Raw genomic sequence first — 17,223 nt, forward strand, 5'->3', positions numbered from 1 at the left:
TTTTCGTATTTGGCATTATCGATACGGGCGGCGTCAGTGGCCGATCGACTTGTTGATCTCTTCGGTGACCTTCTTGGCATCGCCGAGCAGCATCATCGTGCCGTCCTTGTAGAACAGCGTATTGTCGATGCCGGCGTAACCCGAACCGAGCGAGCGCTTGACGAAGATGCAGGTCTTCGCCTTGTCGACATCGAGGATTGGCATGCCGTAGATCGGCGAGGTCTTGTCGTCGCGGGCGGCCGGGTTGGTCACGTCATTGGCGCCGATGACATAGGCAACGTCGGCCTGCGCGAATTCCGAATTGATGTCCTCGAGCTCGAAGACCTCGTCATAGGGAACATTCGCTTCGGCGAGCAGCACGTTCATATGGCCCGGCATGCGACCGGCGACCGGATGGATCGCGTATTTGACTTCGACGCCGGCCTTCTTGAGGTTATCGGCGAGTTCGCGCAGCGCATGCTGCGCCTGAGCGACCGCCATGCCGTAGCCCGGCACGATGATCACCTTGGAGGCATTGGCCATCAGGTATGCTGCGTCCTCGGCCGAGCCGAGCTTGACCGTCTTGTCGGAATTATCGGCAGCCCCGCCCGACATCTCGCCGCCGAAGCCGCCGAGAATGACCGAGACGAAGGAGCGGTTCATGCCCTTGCACATGATGTAGGACAGAATCGCACCCGACGAGCCGACCAGCGCACCGGTGATGATAAGCGCCAGATTGCCGAGCGTGAAGCCGATGCCGGCCGCCGCCCAGCCCGAATAGGAATTCAGCATCGAGACGACGACGGGCATGTCCGCGCCACCGATCGGCACGATCAGCAGAACGCCGAGCGCCAGCGCCAGCACGATGATTGCCCAGAAATCGAAATGGCTTTCGGTGACAGCAAGGCCGATGATGAAGAAGACGATCAGCACGAGCAGCGCGATATTGATGATGTGCCGGAAGGGCAGCATGATCGGCTTGCCGGACATGCGCCCGTCGAGCTTCAGGAAGGCGATGATCGAGCCGGTGAAGGTCAGCGCGCCGATCGCCGCGCCGATCGCCATTTCGACACGGGCTTCCGTATGGATCGAGCCGATATCGCCGATGCCGAAGGAGAGCGGCGTATAGAGCGCCGAGGCCGCAACAAGCACGGCGGCAAGGCCGACCAGCGAGTGGAAGCCGGCAACGAGCTGCGGCATCGACGTCATCGGGATGACACGGGCGATATAGGCGCCTGCACCGCCGCCGATCGCGAGGCCAAGAACGATCAGTACGAAGCCGATGAAGGACGGCGTCGCCAGCACCAGCGTCGTGAGGATGGCGATCCCCATGCCGATCATGCCGTAGAGATTGCCCTTGCGGCTGGTGGCCGGATGCGAGAGGCCGCGAAGCGCCAGGATGAAGAGGACGCCGGAGACCAGATAGAGAAAAGCTGCGATATTGGTCATGCGCCCGGCCTCACTTGTCCTTCTTGCGGTACATCGCCAGCATGCGCTGCGTGACGAGGAAGCCGCCGAAGATGTTGACCGAGACGAGGACCAGCGCCACGAAACCGAAGCCGGTCGCAAGGCCGCTGGCCGAAATGCCGACCGCAAGCAGCGCGCCGACGACGATGACCGAGGAGATGGCGTTGGTAACCGCCATCAGCGGCGTATGCAGCGCCGGCGTCACCGACCAGACGACGTAATAGCCGACGAAGATCGCCAGCACGAAGATCGCCAGCTGGAAGACGAAGGGATCGATCATTCCGCCCGTTGCGGCACTTGCCGCTTCAGGCGCATGGGCGGCGGCGGTCGCGACGGCCGTTACGGCGTCGTTCAGCTGCTGCAGCGCCTTGTCCATTTGTTCGCCGGCCATCAGTTGTCCCCCTTCTTCGCACCACCAAATGCCGGATGCACGACATCACCTGCATAGGTCAGCATCGTCGCCTTGATCAGCTCGTCTTCGAGGTTGATGACGACAGTCTTGGTGTCCTTGTTGACCATGGTCTCCAGGAAGGTGACGAGGTTCTTGGCGTAGAGCGCCGAGGCGCTGGCCGCGACGCGGCCGGCCATATTGGCAAAGCCGATAACCTTGACGCCCTCGACCTCGGCGACCTGACCGGCAACGACGCCTTCGATGTTGCCGCCGCGCTCGACCGCAAGATCAACGGCAACGGCGCCGGGCTTCATCGAGGTCAGCATCTCGCGCGAAACGAGGCGCGGTGCCGGACGGCCGGGGATCAGAGCGGTGGTGATGACGATGTCCTGCTTGGCGATATGCTCGGCAACCAGCGCCGCCTGCTTCGCCTGATACTCCCTGGACATTTCCTTGGCGTAGCCGCCGGCCGTTTCCGCTGCCTTGAACTCTGCATCCTCGACGGCGATGAACTTGGCGCCGAGCGACGCCACCTGTTCCTTGGCGGCCGGGCGAACGTCGGTTGCAGAAACTGCGGCCCCGAGACGGCGTGCGGTGGCGATCGCCTGCAGACCGGCGACACCGGCACCCATGACGAAGACCTTGGCCGCAGGCACGGTGCCTGCCGCCGTCATCATCATCGGCATGGCCCGATCATAGACCGCAGCCGCCTCGATGACCGCCTGGTAGCCGGCAAGATTGGCCTGGGAGGAGAGCACGTCCATCGACTGGGCGCGGGTGATGCGCGGCATCAGTTCCATGGCGAAGGTCGAGAGCCCGGCCTTCGCCATGCCGGCGATCGCTTCGTCGTTGCCGTAGGGATCCATGATGGCGATGACCACGGCACCGCTTTTGTAGCCGGCAATCTCGGCTTCCGCCGGACGCCGCACCTTGAGCACGACATCGGCCGTCGCCGCATCGGCAATCGTTCCGATCCGCGCACCCGCCGCTTCGAACTCCCCGTCAGGGATGCGGGACAACGCGCCGGCCCCAGCCTCGACGACGACGTCGAAACCGAGGTTCTTCATCTTCTTGACGGTCTCGGCAGACGCGGATACGCGCGTTTCCAAGTCCGCCGCTTCCTTTGCGACGAAAACGATATTGCCCAACTGCCCCCTCCTCCGGGTCAGCCAGACCGCCACGGGTCTCCCCGCTTATGGCCCAAGCGTCAGCTTACGTTCTGGGAATGCCCTCCCCCTGCCGCGATCAACGCAGCAGGACGATACCGGCAACGAGAATGATGAGGAAAACCAGGATGCCGCCGAGCAGGCCGCCACCGGTGAAGAAACCAGCCGTCATGCCGAGCAGCAGGGCAACGAGGAACATCGTGCCGTATTTCGCGCCAGCGATGAACAGGTTGTAAGTGGACTCATGTTCCTTGTAGTCCATCGGTGCGCCAACTTCGGCGGGTCCGGTGTGATGTTCGGCCATGAATTTCGTCTCCCTCAAATGCCCGGCCCGCACAGTGCGGCAGACCGCCTGAATGCCATGATTCCGCAGCACTTGCGGCGGAACAATCCCTGTTCAGGGCTTACACAAAGCTTTGAGAAAGCGCAATGCATGAGAATGCCGCATGCAGTACGGCCAAAGGCTTTCTTGCGACACGCAATCAGAGCGGCAGATCGGTGCCCAACTGCCCATCCGGAACGAAACGCGCCGTCGGCACGATCGTCAGCGCCGGAGCGCCCTTGCCCGGCGCCCTGCCATACATCATCCGCTGCTCGCTGGCGCTCGAGATGAAGAACGGATAACGGGTCAGCAGCTTGCGCCCGACCTCCAGCACATTGGTCGCCATCAGGGTCAGGTCGAAGCCGTACATCTCGGTCATGCGCGAGGCGACGACCGTGTCGGCATAGAAGACGCGCTTGTAGAAAGCCGCGTGCGCCGGACGCACATGCTGCAGCACCCGGTCCGCCCGGAAATGCGCAGCCGCGACGATGTTCGGCCGCAGCGTCAGATAGGGAAGCCAAGGAAGCTCGGCAGCCGCCTGCGGATCGGCGGCAAACCGCGCTGGATCGATCAGCGTCATCCCCGCATCGAGAAAGGCATCCATCTCGGCGGGAAAGATCCCGCCCGACTGCGAGACCCGATGATCGGGCGTCACATGGTGGATGCGGATCGTGCTGACAAGCTCTTCATAGTAGTAGAGGCCGAAGACATAGGCCTGGCTGTCGAAGTCGACATCGTCGATCAGGGTCTTGGCGGCGACAGGCAGAACCTCGCGCGCCTTATAGGCGCGGAAGCGCAGACGCTCGACATCCTCCATGTCCTCGGTGCTCTCGATACGCCGGTATTCGACGTGATCGAGAACCTCCATGAGCTTCATGCTGAAATCGCTGACTGTCGAAAACCCGTCCGCCATCACGCCCACCGTTTGTTAACGGACTATTAAGCATACGGTTTCTTCTCGCGCAATGATTGCAAACAATCTTAATCACATTTGAATCAATAAGGTTAATGGCGCCCGGAAAAGGCGCCGAGAAAAATACCGATCAGGTGGTGGGGTTCAGGCGGCTCCGGCCTTGCGGCGCGATGCCGGGCGGAGATTTCCGGAGAGGATGCCGATGTTCTGCGAGGGTACCGGCGGAGAGAACACATAGCCCTGGATGAGGTCAGCGCTGCGTTCCTTGTTGATGATCGCCAGCTGATCCGTCGTCTCGACGCCTTCGATGACGATCTTCAGGCCAAGCTCGCGGGCAAGGTTGACCGTGCCGCGCAGCAGCTTCAGCCGCCGCGTATCCTGGGCGATGTTGCGCACGAAGGAACGGTCGATCTTGACGATATCGAGCGGCAGCGTGTCGAGATAGCTGAGGCTGGAGAAGCCAGTGCCGAAATCGTCGATGGCAATGGTGATGCCGCGCGAGCGCAGTTCCGCAAGGATCGTGCGCACTGCGGCCGGCTCATCGATCAGGCAGCTCTCGGTGATCTCAAGATGCAGGCGCGAGGCCGGCAGGCCGGTCTTGGCGAGCGCCTCGGAGACGAGCAACAGGATATCGTTGTCGCGCAGGTCGCGCGCCGACAGGTTGACCGAAACGGCAATATGCTCCGGCCAGGTCATGCAGTCGCTGCAGGCCTGTACGAGGATGAAGCGGGTGATGTCGGAGATGATACCCATCTCCTCGGCCAGCCGGATGAAGACATCGGGCGGGATCGAGCCGCGCTCCGGGTGCACCCAGCGCGCCAGCGCCTCAGCACAGTCGATCCGCGAGCCATCGGCGCGATACATCGGCTGGTAGACGGCGTTCAGCGCACCGGCGGCAACGGCGTCGCGAAGATCGGCCTTCAGCTTCTGCTGCTCGACATAACGGCCATCCATTTCGCGCTCGAAACCGGCAATGCCGCCGCGTCCACGCGACTTGCTTTCGAAGAGCGCCAGATCCGCCTTGATACTCCACTCGTCCATCGCGAAGGCATTGCCCTCGAGCACGGCATAACCGGCACTGAGCGAGATCAGGAACGTCACCTCATCGGCCTCGTAATGGCCCTGGATGTCGGCATGCACGGTGCGGATCTCCGCCTCCAGCGCTTCCCGGTTCTTCGCATGTGGGAAGAAGATCACGAACTGGTCGCCCATCAGGCGCCCGACGATCGCGCTTCCGGCCTTTTCCTTGACCCGTTCGGCAATGGCGCAGAGCAGCTTGTCGCCGGTGATATGGCCGCGCATGTCGTTGACATGCTTGAACTCGTCGATGTCGATGACCATGAAGCCGAGCGGCCCTTTGCGGCGCGGATGACGGTTCAGATAGTCCTGCACGAGCTGGCCGAAATATTCACGGTTCGGCAGCCCGCTCAGCGCATCGAAACGGACCATGTGGAGGATCTTCTGCTCGGCCTTCACGCGGCTGGAGACGTCTTCGAAGATCAGCACCGCCCCGCCATCGATACGGCGCTTGGCGGAGAACTCAAGCGACAGGTCCTCGGGCAGATGGATCAGCACGCGCGACATGCTGCCTTCGGCCACCTGCGACAGCTGCCGTAGGATCAGATCCGGCTGCGAGGCATCGACGAAGCTGTAGCGCGCGCCATAGCGCAGCACCGCGCCGAGATCGCGATCCTTCAGCCTGTCGGGGTCGCCGATCTTCAGGAGCTCGCAGGCCTTGCGGTTGATCACCTGGATCCGGTTGCCGGGATCCACCATGACGAGGCCATGCGGCATGTTGTTGAGCGCCGTATCGAAACGGTCGGCGATCAGCGAGATCTGCCGGTGGGCGATGACATTCTCATAGAGGAATTCGCGAACGCCATTGGCCATCGCCCGCGTCGTCAAGCCGAAGGGAATGAGGAAGGCCGAAAGAATGGCGCGATAGAAATCGAGCGCCATCAGGCTGCAGACGATCATCGGCAGACAGCAGGCAAGCGTCTGCAGGTCGATCGCCCGCTGTGAACCGTAATTGCGGCCGACGACCGACACCATCGATGCCATCGTCACTGCGATACAGGCGAGCTCGGCGAAGGGATCGCGCAGAATGAAGATCGCATAACCGCTGCCGATGCCGAGGATTGCCGCGGTCGAGGTTGCGCCGATCACATAGAATGTCTCCCAACGCTCGATATCGGCGCGCGTCAGCGACTGCTTCTCCACCTTGTCGAACTGGCGGAAGGTCAGCATGCGGCCGACGAAGGTCAGCAGGAAGGCGAGAGCGAGGAGATAATAGAGCGGCGCATCCGCCTTAGCGGCGACGGCAACGAAGGCAACGACATGCACGATAACGCCGGCCACGAGCGTCATGCGGTTCCCGAAGAGGGAACTCACGAATGACAGATACACATCCTTAGGGACCCTGTTCGGGTTATGTGGCTTCATCCATATTTTCCCTGTGCGCGGGCAAGATACTCAGAACCTTTTAAAAATTGATTGCATGAACCCTATGTATTTGGCCGGTTTTTCTAAAACTTTGAGACGAAATCCAAAATATTGACGCGTTATACGCACCCGCGGGATGTATTACTTCCGACTGATATTCCACTCATAGGTTGTCGCCGCCGGGACGGCCGGATGCGGGCGCCGGGCGCCGCGCCTACGACTAAACTCCTAGACGGCCCATTTAATCTTTCATTTTAGAAACCCTTCGTTTACACAAATTTCAACGAGGAGAACTTGCCGTAAAGGCAAACATGGGGAGAGGAATGGCGGCTCTGCTGAGTGTCAGCCGGCTGATCGATCGATTCAGCCAAGTTATCGGTAAGATTGCAGACTACATGGTGCTCTTCTGCTGCCTGATCAGCGCAGCCAATGCCATCGTCCGCTATACCTTCAATTACAGCTCGAATGGCTGGCTTGAGATCCAGTGGTATCTCTTTGCCTATGTCGTCGTGCTCGGCGCCGCTCACACGCTACGCAACAACGAGCATGTGCGCGTCGACCTGATCTACGGATCGGTCTCCGATCGCGCCCGGCTCTGGATCGACGCGATCGGCCTGATCGTCTTCCTGATCCCTGCCTGCATCTTCCTGTCGATCCTCTGCTGGCCCTATTTCATGCACTCCTTCCAGCAGGGCGAGGTCTCGGCCAATGCCGGCGGCCTGATCCGCTGGCCGGTCAAGTTCATGCTGTTTGCCGGTTTCGCGCTTCTCACCCTTCAAGGCATTTCGGAGCTCATCAAGAGGATCGCGGCACTCGTCGGCGATATCCAGATCGACACGAAATACGAAAAGCCGCTGCAATAAGACGACTGGGGGAGAAAGCACGTGTTCGATTACGGTATTATTCCGCCCGCCATGTTCGTCGGCATGATCATCTTCATGCTCTATGGCTTTCCTGTCGCTTTTTCGCTCGCCGCGGTCGGCCTGTTCTTCGGCCTGATCGGCATCGCGACCGGCCACTTTGGCGAAGTGTTCCTGCAGGCCCTGCCACTGCGCTTCTTCGGCATCGTCTCCAACGACCTACTGCTGGCAATCCCCTTCTTTACGCTGATGGGCGCGGTGCTCGAGCGATGCGGATTGGCGGAAGACCTGCTTGAGGGCACCGGCAAGCTGTTCGGCGCCATTCCCGGCGGCCTGGCCTACGCCGTCATCCTCGTCGGCGCCGTGCTCGGCGCCATCACCGGAACGGTGGCTGCCTCGGTCATCACCATGGGCGTCATCTCGCTGCCGATCATGCTGCGCTACGGCTACAGCCCGCGGCTTGCGACCGGCGTCATCGCCGCCTCCGGCACCATCACCCAGGTCATCCCGCCGTCGCTGGTTCTCGTCGTTCTCGCCGACCAGCTCGGCCGCTCCGTCGGCGACATGTATCTCGGCGCCATCGGCCCCTCGATCCTGCAGGTGGCGATCTTCGTCGGCTACATCCTGATCCTGTCGATCATCAATCCGAAGTCGATGCCGCCGCTGCCGAAGGAAGTGCGCGGCGACTTCGACTGGAAGCTGCTTGCCACCGTCCTCTGGGGCATGATCCCCTCGATCGTGCTGATCTTCCTGGTGCTCGGCACCATCTTCATGGGCCTGGCGACGCCGACAGAAGCCGGCGCACTCGGCGTCGTCGGCGCCATCGCGCTTGCCGCCCTGCACCGCCGCCTCACCTGGCCGTTGATCCGCGAGGCGATGACCTCGACCATGCACATAACATCCATGGTGGTGATGATCCTGATCGGCTCCACCTGCTTCAGCCTCGTCTTCCAGGGCATGGACGGCTCGCGCTGGATCGAGCACATGCTCTCGGGCATTCCGGGCGGTCCTGTCGGCTTCCTGATCTTCGTCAACATCTTCATCTTCATCCTCGCCTTCTTCCTGGATTTCTTCGAGATCGCCTTCATCGTCATCCCGATGCTGGCCCCGGTGGCCCACAGCCTCGGCATCGACCTGATCTGGTTCGGCGTACTGATCTGCGTGAACATGCAGACGAGCTTCATGCACCCGCCCTTCGGCTTCGCGCTCTTCTACCTACGCTCGATCGCCAGCCGCGATGTGAAGACGAAGGATATCTACATGGGCGCGATACCCTGGGTCGGCATGCAGCTGATCCTGGTCGCGATCATCATCTTCTGGCCTCAGTCCGTCACCTACTGGCTGGACAAGGGTCCGCAGGTCGATCCGAACACCATCAAGATCGAGGTTCCCGGCTTCGGCGGCCAGCTCGGCCTGCCGCCGATGGGTGCTCCGGGCGGCGCATCGCCGCAGATCCCAGGCCTCACCCTGCCGCCACTCGGCACGCCCGGCCAACCGCCGGCAGCCCCCGCCCCGGCAGCGCCGGCGCAGCCCGACCTCAGCCAGCCGCCGGTCATCAAGTAGGCAAAAGAAAAAGCCCCGGAGAAATCCGGGGCTTTTTTGTCAGCCCAACGACCATCGCCGCCGTCATCCTCGGGCCTGTCCCGAGGATCTACCGTCCCATGTTGGTGAGCACAGCAGATCCTCGGCACAAGGCCGAGGATGACGCGCGGAGTGTCTTTCAAAAACAAAAAAGCCCCGGACTTGCGCCCGGGGCTTACTTTTGGACTTAGAGTCCTGAAAGCTTACAGCTTCCCAGCGCGCTGCTGGATCATCATGAACGTATCGAAGGTGTATTCCGACAGCTGCATCCAGAGATAGGCGTCACGCTTGAAGGCGGCCTGGTCCTCGTAGATCTTCTTGAAATACGGGTTCTTCGAGGAAATGTCCTTGTAAAGGTCCATCGATGCCTGGAAGCAGGCCTCCATGATTTCCTGGCTGAAGGGACGCAGCGTCGCGCCTTCGGCGACGAGCTGCTTCAGCGAACCAGGGTTCTTCATGTCATACTTCGCCATCATGTTGGTGTTGGCGTAAGCGCAGGCATCGGTGAGGGCCGCCTGATAGTGCTTCGGCAGGCTGTTCCACTTTTCGAGGTTGAAGAAGGCGTGGACCGTCGGACCACCTTCCCACCAACCCGGGTAGTAGTAATATTTCGCGACCTTGTGCAGACCGAGCTTCAGGTCGTCATAGGGACCGACGAATTCGGCCGCATCGATCGTGCCCTTTTCGAGCGCCGGATAGATGTCGCCGCCGCCGATCTGCTGCGGGATGACGCCGACCTTCGACATGACCTGACCGGCAATGCCGGCGATACGCATCTTGACGCCCTTGAGGTCGTCGAGCGTGTTGATCTCCTTGCGGAACCAGCCGCCCATCTGCGCGCCGGTGTTACCGGCCGGCATCGCGTAGATGCCCTGCGTCGCGTAGAACTCGTTCATCAGCGCATTGCCGTTGCCTTCGTAGAACCAGGCATTGGTCAGGCGGCCGTTGAGACCGAACGGAATGGCGGTGCCGATCGCGTAGGTCGGGTCCTTGCCGACGAAGTAATAGGAGCAGGTGTGAGCCGCTTCGACAGTTCCGGAGCTGACGGCATCGGCCGCTTCGAGAGCCGGTACGATTTCGGCAGCAGCAAAAGTCTGGATCTGGAAGTTGCCGTCGGTCGCCGCGGCAACATGCTTGGCAACGTCATCGGCGCCGCCATAGATCGTGTCGAGGCTCTTCGGGAACGAAGAGGTCATGCGCCACGAGATCTTCGGATTCTCCTGCGCGATCGCAGGTGCAGCCAATGCGCCAGCCGCGACGGCGCCTGCCCCCGTTGCACCCGCCTTCTTGATAAATGAACGACGATCCATCAAAAACCTCCCGTATAGATGGCAATGCGCGGCTAAACTCTTCCCTACCCGTCGCAATGGCGACGAGCTAAGCATGCAGCCGTTCGCGTTTCAAGCATTAGTCTATGAGACTTTGGCATCACGGCAGCAATGCGGCACAGGCGGGCTTTCCATCAAAATCAGCAGTTTAGCCGATTTGCGGGAGGGACGGAGGACATTGCCGCAATTTGGCCAGCCATTGCGCCGAGAAGTTGACTTTGTAGCCGTTCTCGGCTCTCAAATAGCGATCACCAAGAGATTTTCCGGATAGACCATGACCAAGCCGATCGTTGCCGTTCCCGCCGATATCCGCACCCTTGATGGCGCCGTCTGGCACGCCGCCCAGCACCAGTATGTCCGCGCAGCATTGAATGCCGCCGAAGTCATGTCGCTGATCGTGCCGGCGTTCGAGAAGGGCTACGACATCGACGCCGTTCTGGACCGCGTCGACGGTGTGCTCGTCTCCGGTTCGGCCAGCAACGTCCACCCCTCGCTCTACGGTGTAGAAGCCCGGGAAAGCGACGGCCCCTTCGATCCGGCGCGCGATGCGACCAGCCTGCCGCTGATCCGCCGCGCCATCGACCGCGGCATCCCGCTGCTCGCCATCTGCCGCGGCATCCAGGAGCTGAATGTCGCGCTCGGCGGCTCGCTCGCCAGCGAGATCCAGGAACAGCCGGGCATCTGGGACCACCGCAGACCCGAAGGCGTCGACCGCGACGGCATGTACGCCATCCGCCAGACCGTCGTCGTCAAGGAAGGCTCCTGCATCGCCGGCATCATCGGCTCCGGCGAAATACAGGTGAACTCGCTGCACCGCCAGGCGATCGCCAAGACCGCGCCGCGCCTGCAGGTCGAGGCACTTGCCGAAGACGGCACGGTCGAAGCCGTTTCCGTCATCGACGCAAAGGCCTTCGCCGTCGGCGTCCAGTGGCATCCGGAATATTGGGCCGAAACCGACAAGGCCTCGAACCAGATCTTCGCCGCCTTCGGCGACGCCGTGCGCGATTATGTGGCGAAGAAGGCCGGCGCTAAGGCCATCGCCTAAGCCTTGACGGGCGTTTCCGGCACCGGCGTCAGCGGCTTGCCCTGCTGGAACCAGCTGATCAGATTGTCCACGACCAGGTCGGCCATGGCATTGCGCGTCGGCACCGAGCCGGATGCGAGATGCGGCAGCAGCACGGCGTTCGGCAGGTCGAGCAGACCGGCAGGCACATTCGGCTCGTCATAGAAGACATCGAGACCGGCGGCGCCGATGACACCGTTCTTCAGCGCCGCGATCAGCGCATCCTCGTCGACACTCCAGCCGCGCCCGACATTGATGAAGATGCCATCGGATCCGAGCGCCGAAAGGATATCGGCATCGACGACCTTGTGGGTCTGCGGCGTCTTCGGAACGATGGCGATTAGCGTATCGACGGCTGCGGCCAGCTCCTTCAGCGACGGATAGTAGTCATAGGCGACATCCGGGTTGCGGCTGCGCGTGTGGTAGCTGATCTTGACCTTGAAAGGCTCCAGCCGCGCGGCGATTTCCTGACCGATACGGCCGAGGCCGAACATGCCGACATGGCGGCCCTTCAGCGAAAAGCGCGACAGCGGATAATTGACGCCCGGCTTCCAGTTGCCGTCGCGCAGCCAGTTTTCGGCGCGCGGGAATTCGCGGGCGGTGTTGAGAAGCAGCGCAAGCGCCGTGTCGGCGACCTCGTCGTTCAGCACGTCGGGCGTATTGGTAACGACGACGTTCTTCGACGCCGCATGCTTCACATCGACGCCGTCATAGCCGACGCCGAAGCTCGAGATCACCTCGACCGCGGGAAGCCCGTCGATATCGGCTGCATTGACCGTGCCCGAAACCGCCACGCCGCGGATGCGCTTCGCCGTTTCGGCATCGATCGCCAGTCTGCCATTCGCATCGCGCCCCGCCGGAACCAGCTCGAAATGTTCCTGCAGTCTGGCAGGAACGCGATCGTGTATCTTCCCGGGAACGAGAATGGCAATGCGGGACATGGCTTTTCCTCTTGGCTGTGGGCTGGGGCTATGAGCGGGAGTTGACGGGACTCGTCGACTGACGGATGCGCATCTCCGGCTTGATCAGGTGGATACCATCGGGCTCGTGGCTGCCGGCAAGGCGATCGAGCAGCGCGCGCGCCGCAAGCCGGCCGACTTCCGCCTGGCCGTTCCAGACGGTGGTCAGCGCCGGTGTGGCGATCGATGCTTCCTCGAGGTCGTCGTAGCCGGTGACCGAGATATCGCGGCCGGGAACCAGACCGGCGCGGGAAATACCGTTCATCAGGCCGATGGCGACGAGATCGTTCCAGCAGACGGCGGCCGTCGGCTTCTGCGGCAGAGACAGGAAGTGGACGGCGGCTTCGAAGCCGCCCTGCTTCGAGCGCGGCCCAGGAATGCGCAGGTTCGGATCGACCTCGATGCCGGCCTTGCGCAGCGCGTTGACATAGCCCTGGTAGCGGTCGCGTCCGGTCGAAGTCTGGTCGGTGCCGCCGATCATGGCGATCGAGCGGTGGCCGAGGCCGATAAGGTGATTGGTGGCAAGCGAGATGCCGTAGCTGTCATCGCCGCGATAGGTCGGCAGGTCCATGACATCCATCGAACGCGCAACGAGGATCGCCGGCATGCCGTTATCCTCGGTCAGCTGCAGGTCCTCGGGCGGTGTGCCGATCGCCGGCGACATGATCACGCCGTCGCCGCCGAGCTGCAGCAGCGTCTCGATGAAGGTCCGCTGCTTTTCGACGGAGTCGTAATGGTTCGACAGAATGAAAGTGTGGCGGCTGCGGTCGAGTTCACTCTCGATCGCTTTCAGGATTTCCCCGTAGAACGGGTTCATGATGTCATGCACCACGACGCCGATGATGCCGGAGCGCGAGGTGCGCAGGCTGGCGGCGCGGCGATTATAGATATAGCCGAGCGCCCGGGCCTGTTCCTTGATCTTGTCGCGGGTGCTGCCAGCCACGAGCGGGCTGTCGCGTAGGGCAAGAGAGACGGTTGCCGTTGAAATACCGAGTGTTTCGGCAATCGTCGAAAGCTTGATCTTTTGAGCCACGCATCCTCCCCAGGCAACGCGCGAGATATGGAGCGCTTGTGCGAATGGGTGGATGCGCCCCTTAAAATGTTTAATTAAAAGATTAAACGCAGAGAGGCAAACCTAAATTTCAGCCAGGTTTAATTTTCGTCCGGCTCTTCGAAATGCTGCACCTCAGCCTGGAGATTGCTGTCGATCGCTTTCAGCAGACGAACGAGATTGCGGATTTCCTTGTCGGAGAAATCGAGGGTCGCAAGCTTGTCGCAGGAGGATCCGGCCATTTCGATCGCCTGAACGCTGCCGCGGCCGAGCTCGGTCAGATAGACCTTGGTGAGGCGCGCATCTTCGGCATCCGGCTTGCGCTCGAGGAAGCCCTGCGCCTCCATGCGGCCGATCGTGCGGGTCATCGTCGGCGCCTTGACGCCGAGCCGCTGGGCCAGACCACCCGCCGTCATGCCATCGCTTTCGGCAAGCGACAGGATGACGCCGTCCTGTCCGGCATAGAGACCGCTTTCGAGAAGATTGCGCGACAGCACGGTGCGCATCGAGCGCGCCGCCTGCGTCAGGGCGGGCGAGAGATCGGCGACCGTATATTCGGTCTGGTCCTTCTTCTTGGACTTGTTCTTCTTGCCGTCCTTGTTCTTCTTGCCCATCGCCATCCCTTTGATTTACTGCAATATGACATTGCGCAGCTTCACGTCATAAACAAGGGGCATTGAAACCACATGACAGTCCCCTCACTAAACTTTGCGGACAACGATCCGTCGCTGACGCCTGACGAAAGAAGCCGCTGGATTGCCATCTTACCACTCGGCGCGCATGAGCAGCATGGCCCCCACCTGCCCTTCGATACTGACACCCTGATCGCCGAAGGCATTGTCGAGCGCCTCAAGGCAGCACTCCCTCCTTCCCTGCCCGTCACATTCCTGCCGGCCGAGCCGATCGGCTATTCGGTCGAGCATATGGATATCGAGGGAACGAAGACGCTGACCTATGGTGAGGCCATCCACCGCTGGCTCGGCATCGCCGGAATGCTGCACGATCTTGGCATCCGCAAGCTGGTGCTCCTCAACGCCCATGGCGGCAACTCGCCGCTGACGGCGATCGTTTCTACCGAGGCGCGCGTCCACTTCAACATGCTGGCGGTCGCCACCAGCTGGACCCGCTTCGGCGTCCCCGATGGCGTCATTTCACCGGAAGCAAAGGCGATCGATATCCATGGTGGCGACATAGAGACATCGGTGATGCTCGCGCTGCATCCATCCAAGGTGAAGATGCAGAAAGCCGCCGACTTCCCCTCGCGCCAAAGCGAGTTTGCCGAGCGCTTCAAGCATCTGCGCGCCTACGGCCCGCATGCCTTCGGCTGGAAGATGTCCGACCTCAACGACACCGGCGTCGCCGGCAACGCCGCGGCAGCGACTGCGGAAAAAGGCGAAGCCCTGATCGCGCATTCGGTCAAAGGATTGGTTGAGCTGCTGCGGGATGTCGATGCATTCGACGCATCCGAACTGGCCTGAGACGCAGCACCGGCAGAATGTGATCTTATAACATTATAAAACCCTTTGAACTGCCGCTCCCAACTCCTTATATGAAACCGACCGTTTAAAGCCCCATCGGCGGTATACCAATTTCTTCGAGGTTCTCATGACCGACGCAATTTCCACGCAGCAGAAGCCCATTCCCGTCACCGTGCTCACCGGCTATCTCGGCGCCGGCAAGACGACGCTGCTGAACCGCATTCTTTCGGAAAACCACGGCAAGAAATACGCTGTCATCGTCAACGAGTTCGGCGAGATCGGCATCGACAACGACCTGATCGTCGAGTCCGACGAAGAAATCTACGAAATGAACAACGGCTGCGTCTGCTGCACCGTGCGCGGTGACCTGATCCGCGTCGTCGAAGGCCTGATGCGCCGCCCGGGCCGTTTCGATGGCATCATCGTCGAGACGACCGGCCTTGCCGATCCGGTTCCAGTTGCCCAGACCTTCTTCATGGATGACGATGTCCGCGCCAAGACCGAGCTCGATGCTGTCATCGCCCTCGTCGATGCCAAGCACCTGCCGCTGCGCCTGAAGGACAGCCGCGAAGCCGAAGACCAGATCGCTTTCGCCGACGTCGTGCTCATCAACAAGACCGATCTCGTGACCCCGGAAGAACTGGCGCAGATCGAAGACATCGTCCACGCCATCAACCCGTCGGCCCGCGTCTACAAGACCAGCCGCTCCGGTGTCGATCTGGCCCGCGTTCTCGATCAGGGCGCCTTCAATCTCGAGCGCGCGCTGGAAAACGATCCGCACTTCCTCGAGCATGGCCATGACGATCACGTCTGCGGCCCGGATTGCGATCACGATCATCATCATCACGCGCATGGTCATGACCATGACCACGATCATCACCACCATGATCACGACCACCATCACCATGGCGCGGTGTCTCCGATCCATGACGTGACGGTTCAGTCCGTTTCGCTGCGCGGCGGCGAGATGATCGCCGAACGCTTCTTCCCCTGGATCCAGAAGATCACCCAGACTCAGGGCCCGAACATCCTGCGCCTCAAGGGCATCATCGCCTTCAAGGACGATGCCGAGCGTTACGTCGTTCAGGGCGTGCACATGATCGTCGAAGGCGATCATCAGCGTCCGTGGAAGGACGGCGAGAAGCACGAGACGCGTCTCGTCTTCATCGGCCGCGAACTCGACCGCGAAAAGCTCGAAGCCTCCTTCAAGGCATGCGAGGCTGCGGCCTGATGCCAACAGTTGCTCCGCTTGATCTCGACGGCCATATCCTGGCCGTCGAATTTTTAGGTGACACCCCCTTCTTCGCCAATGCCAACGGCACCTTCCATCGCCTGGAAGGCAGCGAGAAGGTGACCGAAGCCCATCAGGGCATGCTCACCTGCATCCGCGATCCCCATAGCGAAAGCCTGATTTCAGGCGGCGAAGACGGTAAGGTTCTGCGCATCAATGCCGATGCCAGCGTCACCGAACTCGCCAGCGCGCCGCGCAAGTGGATTTCGCAGGTTGCCGCAGGCCCGCAGGGCGCCATCGCCTACTCCTACGGCAAGAGCGCCTTCGTGCGCCTGTCTAACGGCGAGACCAAGGAATTCACCGAAGAGCGCACGGTCGAGGGCCTCGCCTTCGCGCCGAAAGGCCTGCGCATCGCCGCTGCCCGCTACAATGGCGTGTCGCTGCACTGGGTGACGATGAGCGCCAAGCCGGTCGATCTCGAATGGAAGGGCGCGCACACGGGCGTCACTTTCTCGCCCGACGGCAACTTCCTCGTCACCTCGATGCAGGAAAACGCCCTGCATGGCTGGAAGCTCGATATCAAGCCGGGCTCTGAAGCCCGCCACATGCGCATGACCGGCTATCCGGCCAAGGTGAAGTCGCTCTCCTGGTCCGCCAAGGGCAAATGGCTGGCATCATCTGGCGCACCGGCCGCCATCGTCTGGCCCTTCCAGGGCAAGGACGGCCCGATGGGCAAGTCGCCGCTGGAGCTCGGCACCCGCGCCAACATCATGGCGACCTCGGTGAAATTTCATCCGGCCGAGGATATCCTGGCAATCGGCTTCATCGACGGCATGATCCTCGCCGTGCGCCTTGCCGACAGCAAGGAAGCGCTGATCCGCCGCCCCGGCAAGGGCGCCATCACCGCCATGAGCTGGAGCAAGAACGGCAAGCTGCTGGCCTTCGCTTCGGAAGCCGGCGATTGCGGCGTGGTCGATATCTCGGCCTGATCC

Annotated in this window: 16 protein-coding genes; 6 read left to right on the forward strand and 10 right to left on the reverse strand. The window is 61.6% G+C overall.

Annotation, left to right across the window (positions count from 1 at the left end):
- Positions 1-33 precede the first annotated feature (33 nt).
- The 6 genes from ACQZ5H_RS13780 to ACQZ5H_RS13805 all read right to left on the reverse strand — a co-directional run bounded on the left by ACQZ5H_RS13780 (position 34) and on the right by ACQZ5H_RS13805 (position 6,680).
- Positions 34-1,428, reverse strand: a complete 1,395-nt coding sequence (locus ACQZ5H_RS13780) for an NAD(P)(+) transhydrogenase (Re/Si-specific) subunit beta (RefSeq protein WP_199628963.1) — start codon at positions 1,426-1,428, stop codon at positions 34-36.
- Positions 1,429-1,438: 10 nt separating this feature from the next.
- The gene (locus ACQZ5H_RS13785; RefSeq protein ID WP_112719730.1) at positions 1,439-1,837 is read right to left on the reverse strand and encodes a proton-translocating transhydrogenase family protein; all 399 of its coding nucleotides are present in this window, start codon (positions 1,835-1,837) and stop codon (positions 1,439-1,441) included.
- Positions 1,837-2,985 carry a Re/Si-specific NAD(P)(+) transhydrogenase subunit alpha gene (locus tag ACQZ5H_RS13790; RefSeq protein WP_449098033.1) on the reverse strand — a complete coding sequence of 383 codons (1,149 nt, stop codon included), beginning with the start codon at positions 2,983-2,985 and terminating at the stop codon, positions 1,837-1,839. Before ACQZ5H_RS13790 ends, ACQZ5H_RS13785 begins: the two co-directional genes overlap by 1 nt.
- Before the next feature lie 97 nt (positions 2,986-3,082).
- On the reverse strand, positions 3,083-3,307 hold the full coding sequence (locus tag ACQZ5H_RS13795) for an aa3-type cytochrome c oxidase subunit IV (RefSeq protein WP_112719732.1): 225 nt from the start codon (positions 3,305-3,307) through the stop codon (positions 3,083-3,085).
- A 178-nt stretch (positions 3,308-3,485) separates the two neighbouring features.
- Positions 3,486-4,238 carry an N-acyl amino acid synthase FeeM domain-containing protein gene (locus tag ACQZ5H_RS13800; RefSeq protein ID WP_112719844.1) on the reverse strand — a complete coding sequence of 251 codons (753 nt, stop codon included), beginning with the start codon at positions 4,236-4,238 and terminating at the stop codon, positions 3,486-3,488.
- A 144-nt stretch (positions 4,239-4,382) separates the two neighbouring features.
- Positions 4,383-6,680 carry a putative bifunctional diguanylate cyclase/phosphodiesterase gene (locus ACQZ5H_RS13805; protein WP_203427996.1) on the reverse strand — a complete coding sequence of 766 codons (2,298 nt, stop codon included), beginning with the start codon at positions 6,678-6,680 and terminating at the stop codon, positions 4,383-4,385.
- Between the two features lie 323 nt (positions 6,681-7,003).
- Between ACQZ5H_RS13805 and ACQZ5H_RS13810 the strand changes: the two genes are divergently transcribed.
- Both ACQZ5H_RS13810 and ACQZ5H_RS13815 read left to right on the forward strand, forming a co-directional pair.
- A complete protein-coding gene (locus tag ACQZ5H_RS13810; RefSeq protein ID WP_112719734.1) occupies positions 7,004-7,543 on the forward strand; it encodes a TRAP transporter small permease subunit in 540 nt (179 codons plus the stop codon).
- A 21-nt stretch (positions 7,544-7,564) separates the two neighbouring features.
- Positions 7,565-9,103, forward strand: a complete 1,539-nt coding sequence (locus tag ACQZ5H_RS13815) for a TRAP transporter large permease (RefSeq protein WP_112719735.1) — start codon at positions 7,565-7,567, stop codon at positions 9,101-9,103.
- Positions 9,104-9,324: 221 nt separating this feature from the next.
- On the opposite strand, the gene ACQZ5H_RS13820 is transcribed toward ACQZ5H_RS13815, so the two are convergent.
- Positions 9,325-10,431, reverse strand: a complete 1,107-nt coding sequence (locus tag ACQZ5H_RS13820; RefSeq protein ID WP_130282204.1) for a TRAP transporter substrate-binding protein — start codon at positions 10,429-10,431, stop codon at positions 9,325-9,327.
- A 292-nt stretch (positions 10,432-10,723) separates the two neighbouring features.
- Between ACQZ5H_RS13820 and ACQZ5H_RS13825 the strand changes: the two genes are divergently transcribed.
- On the forward strand, positions 10,724-11,494 hold the full coding sequence (locus tag ACQZ5H_RS13825; RefSeq protein WP_449098034.1) for a gamma-glutamyl-gamma-aminobutyrate hydrolase family protein: 771 nt from the start codon (positions 10,724-10,726) through the stop codon (positions 11,492-11,494).
- Here ACQZ5H_RS13825 and ACQZ5H_RS13830 read toward each other — a convergent pair.
- The 3 genes from ACQZ5H_RS13830 to ACQZ5H_RS13840 all read right to left on the reverse strand — a co-directional run bounded on the left by ACQZ5H_RS13830 (position 11,491) and on the right by ACQZ5H_RS13840 (position 14,136).
- Positions 11,491-12,453 carry a 2-hydroxyacid dehydrogenase gene (locus ACQZ5H_RS13830; protein WP_449098035.1) on the reverse strand — a complete coding sequence of 321 codons (963 nt, stop codon included), beginning with the start codon at positions 12,451-12,453 and terminating at the stop codon, positions 11,491-11,493. The two genes, ACQZ5H_RS13825 and ACQZ5H_RS13830, sit on opposite strands and share 4 nt — an antisense overlap.
- Positions 12,454-12,481: 28 nt before the next feature.
- Positions 12,482-13,504 carry a LacI family DNA-binding transcriptional regulator gene (locus tag ACQZ5H_RS13835; protein WP_112719739.1) on the reverse strand — a complete coding sequence of 341 codons (1,023 nt, stop codon included), beginning with the start codon at positions 13,502-13,504 and terminating at the stop codon, positions 12,482-12,484.
- A 119-nt stretch (positions 13,505-13,623) separates the two neighbouring features.
- Complete coding sequence (locus ACQZ5H_RS13840) at positions 13,624-14,136, reverse strand: MarR family winged helix-turn-helix transcriptional regulator (protein ID WP_199628958.1); 513 nt, start codon at positions 14,134-14,136, stop codon at positions 13,624-13,626.
- A 72-nt stretch (positions 14,137-14,208) separates the two neighbouring features.
- Here ACQZ5H_RS13840 and ACQZ5H_RS13845 point away from each other — a divergent pair, with 72 nt between their 5' ends.
- From ACQZ5H_RS13845 to ACQZ5H_RS13855, 3 genes are all read left to right on the forward strand, one after another.
- A complete protein-coding gene (locus tag ACQZ5H_RS13845; RefSeq protein ID WP_449098036.1) occupies positions 14,209-15,000 on the forward strand; it encodes a creatininase family protein in 792 nt (263 codons plus the stop codon).
- Between the two features lie 127 nt (positions 15,001-15,127).
- Entirely contained in the window at positions 15,128-16,231 is a 1,104-nt protein-coding gene (locus ACQZ5H_RS13850) for a CobW family GTP-binding protein (protein WP_130282212.1), read from the forward strand.
- The gene (locus ACQZ5H_RS13855; RefSeq protein ID WP_449098037.1) at positions 16,231-17,220 is read left to right on the forward strand and encodes a WD40 repeat domain-containing protein; all 990 of its coding nucleotides are present in this window, start codon (positions 16,231-16,233) and stop codon (positions 17,218-17,220) included. Before ACQZ5H_RS13850 ends, ACQZ5H_RS13855 begins: the two co-directional genes overlap by 1 nt.
- The last annotated feature ends 3 nt before the right edge of the window (positions 17,221-17,223 follow it).

This window comes from Rhizobium sp. 21-4511-3d, from assembly GCF_053522545.1.

Excerpts from the sequence above, each read along its gene's own strand:
- ACQZ5H_RS13850 (WP_130282212.1), top strand. The coding sequence starts at position 15,128 with ATGACCGACGCAATTTCCACGCAGCAGAAGCCCATTCCCGTCACCGTG.
- ACQZ5H_RS13845 (WP_449098036.1), top strand. The coding sequence starts at position 14,209 with ATGACAGTCCCCTCACTAAACTTTGCGGACAACGATCCGTCGCTGACG.
- ACQZ5H_RS13810 (WP_112719734.1), top strand. The coding sequence starts at position 7,004 with ATGGCGGCTCTGCTGAGTGTCAGCCGGCTGATCGATCGATTCAGCCAA.
- ACQZ5H_RS13855 (WP_449098037.1), top strand. The coding sequence starts at position 16,231 with ATGCCAACAGTTGCTCCGCTTGATCTCGACGGCCATATCCTGGCCGTC.
- ACQZ5H_RS13785 (WP_112719730.1), bottom strand. The coding sequence starts at position 1,837 with ATGGCCGGCGAACAAATGGACAAGGCGCTGCAGCAGCTGAACGACGCC.
- ACQZ5H_RS13795 (WP_112719732.1), bottom strand. The coding sequence starts at position 3,307 with ATGGCCGAACATCACACCGGACCCGCCGAAGTTGGCGCACCGATGGAC.
- ACQZ5H_RS13830 (WP_449098035.1), bottom strand. The coding sequence starts at position 12,453 with ATGTCCCGCATTGCCATTCTCGTTCCCGGGAAGATACACGATCGCGTT.
- ACQZ5H_RS13805 (WP_203427996.1), bottom strand. The coding sequence starts at position 6,680 with ATGAAGCCACATAACCCGAACAGGGTCCCTAAGGATGTGTATCTGTCA.
- ACQZ5H_RS13780 (WP_199628963.1), bottom strand. The coding sequence starts at position 1,428 with ATGACCAATATCGCAGCTTTTCTCTATCTGGTCTCCGGCGTCCTCTTC.
- ACQZ5H_RS13800 (WP_112719844.1), bottom strand. The coding sequence starts at position 4,238 with ATGGCGGACGGGTTTTCGACAGTCAGCGATTTCAGCATGAAGCTCATG.
- ACQZ5H_RS13820 (WP_130282204.1), bottom strand. The coding sequence starts at position 10,431 with ATGGATCGTCGTTCATTTATCAAGAAGGCGGGTGCAACGGGGGCAGGC.
- ACQZ5H_RS13840 (WP_199628958.1), bottom strand. The coding sequence starts at position 14,136 with ATGGGCAAGAAGAACAAGGACGGCAAGAAGAACAAGTCCAAGAAGAAG.
- ACQZ5H_RS13825 (WP_449098034.1), top strand. The coding sequence starts at position 10,724 with ATGACCAAGCCGATCGTTGCCGTTCCCGCCGATATCCGCACCCTTGAT.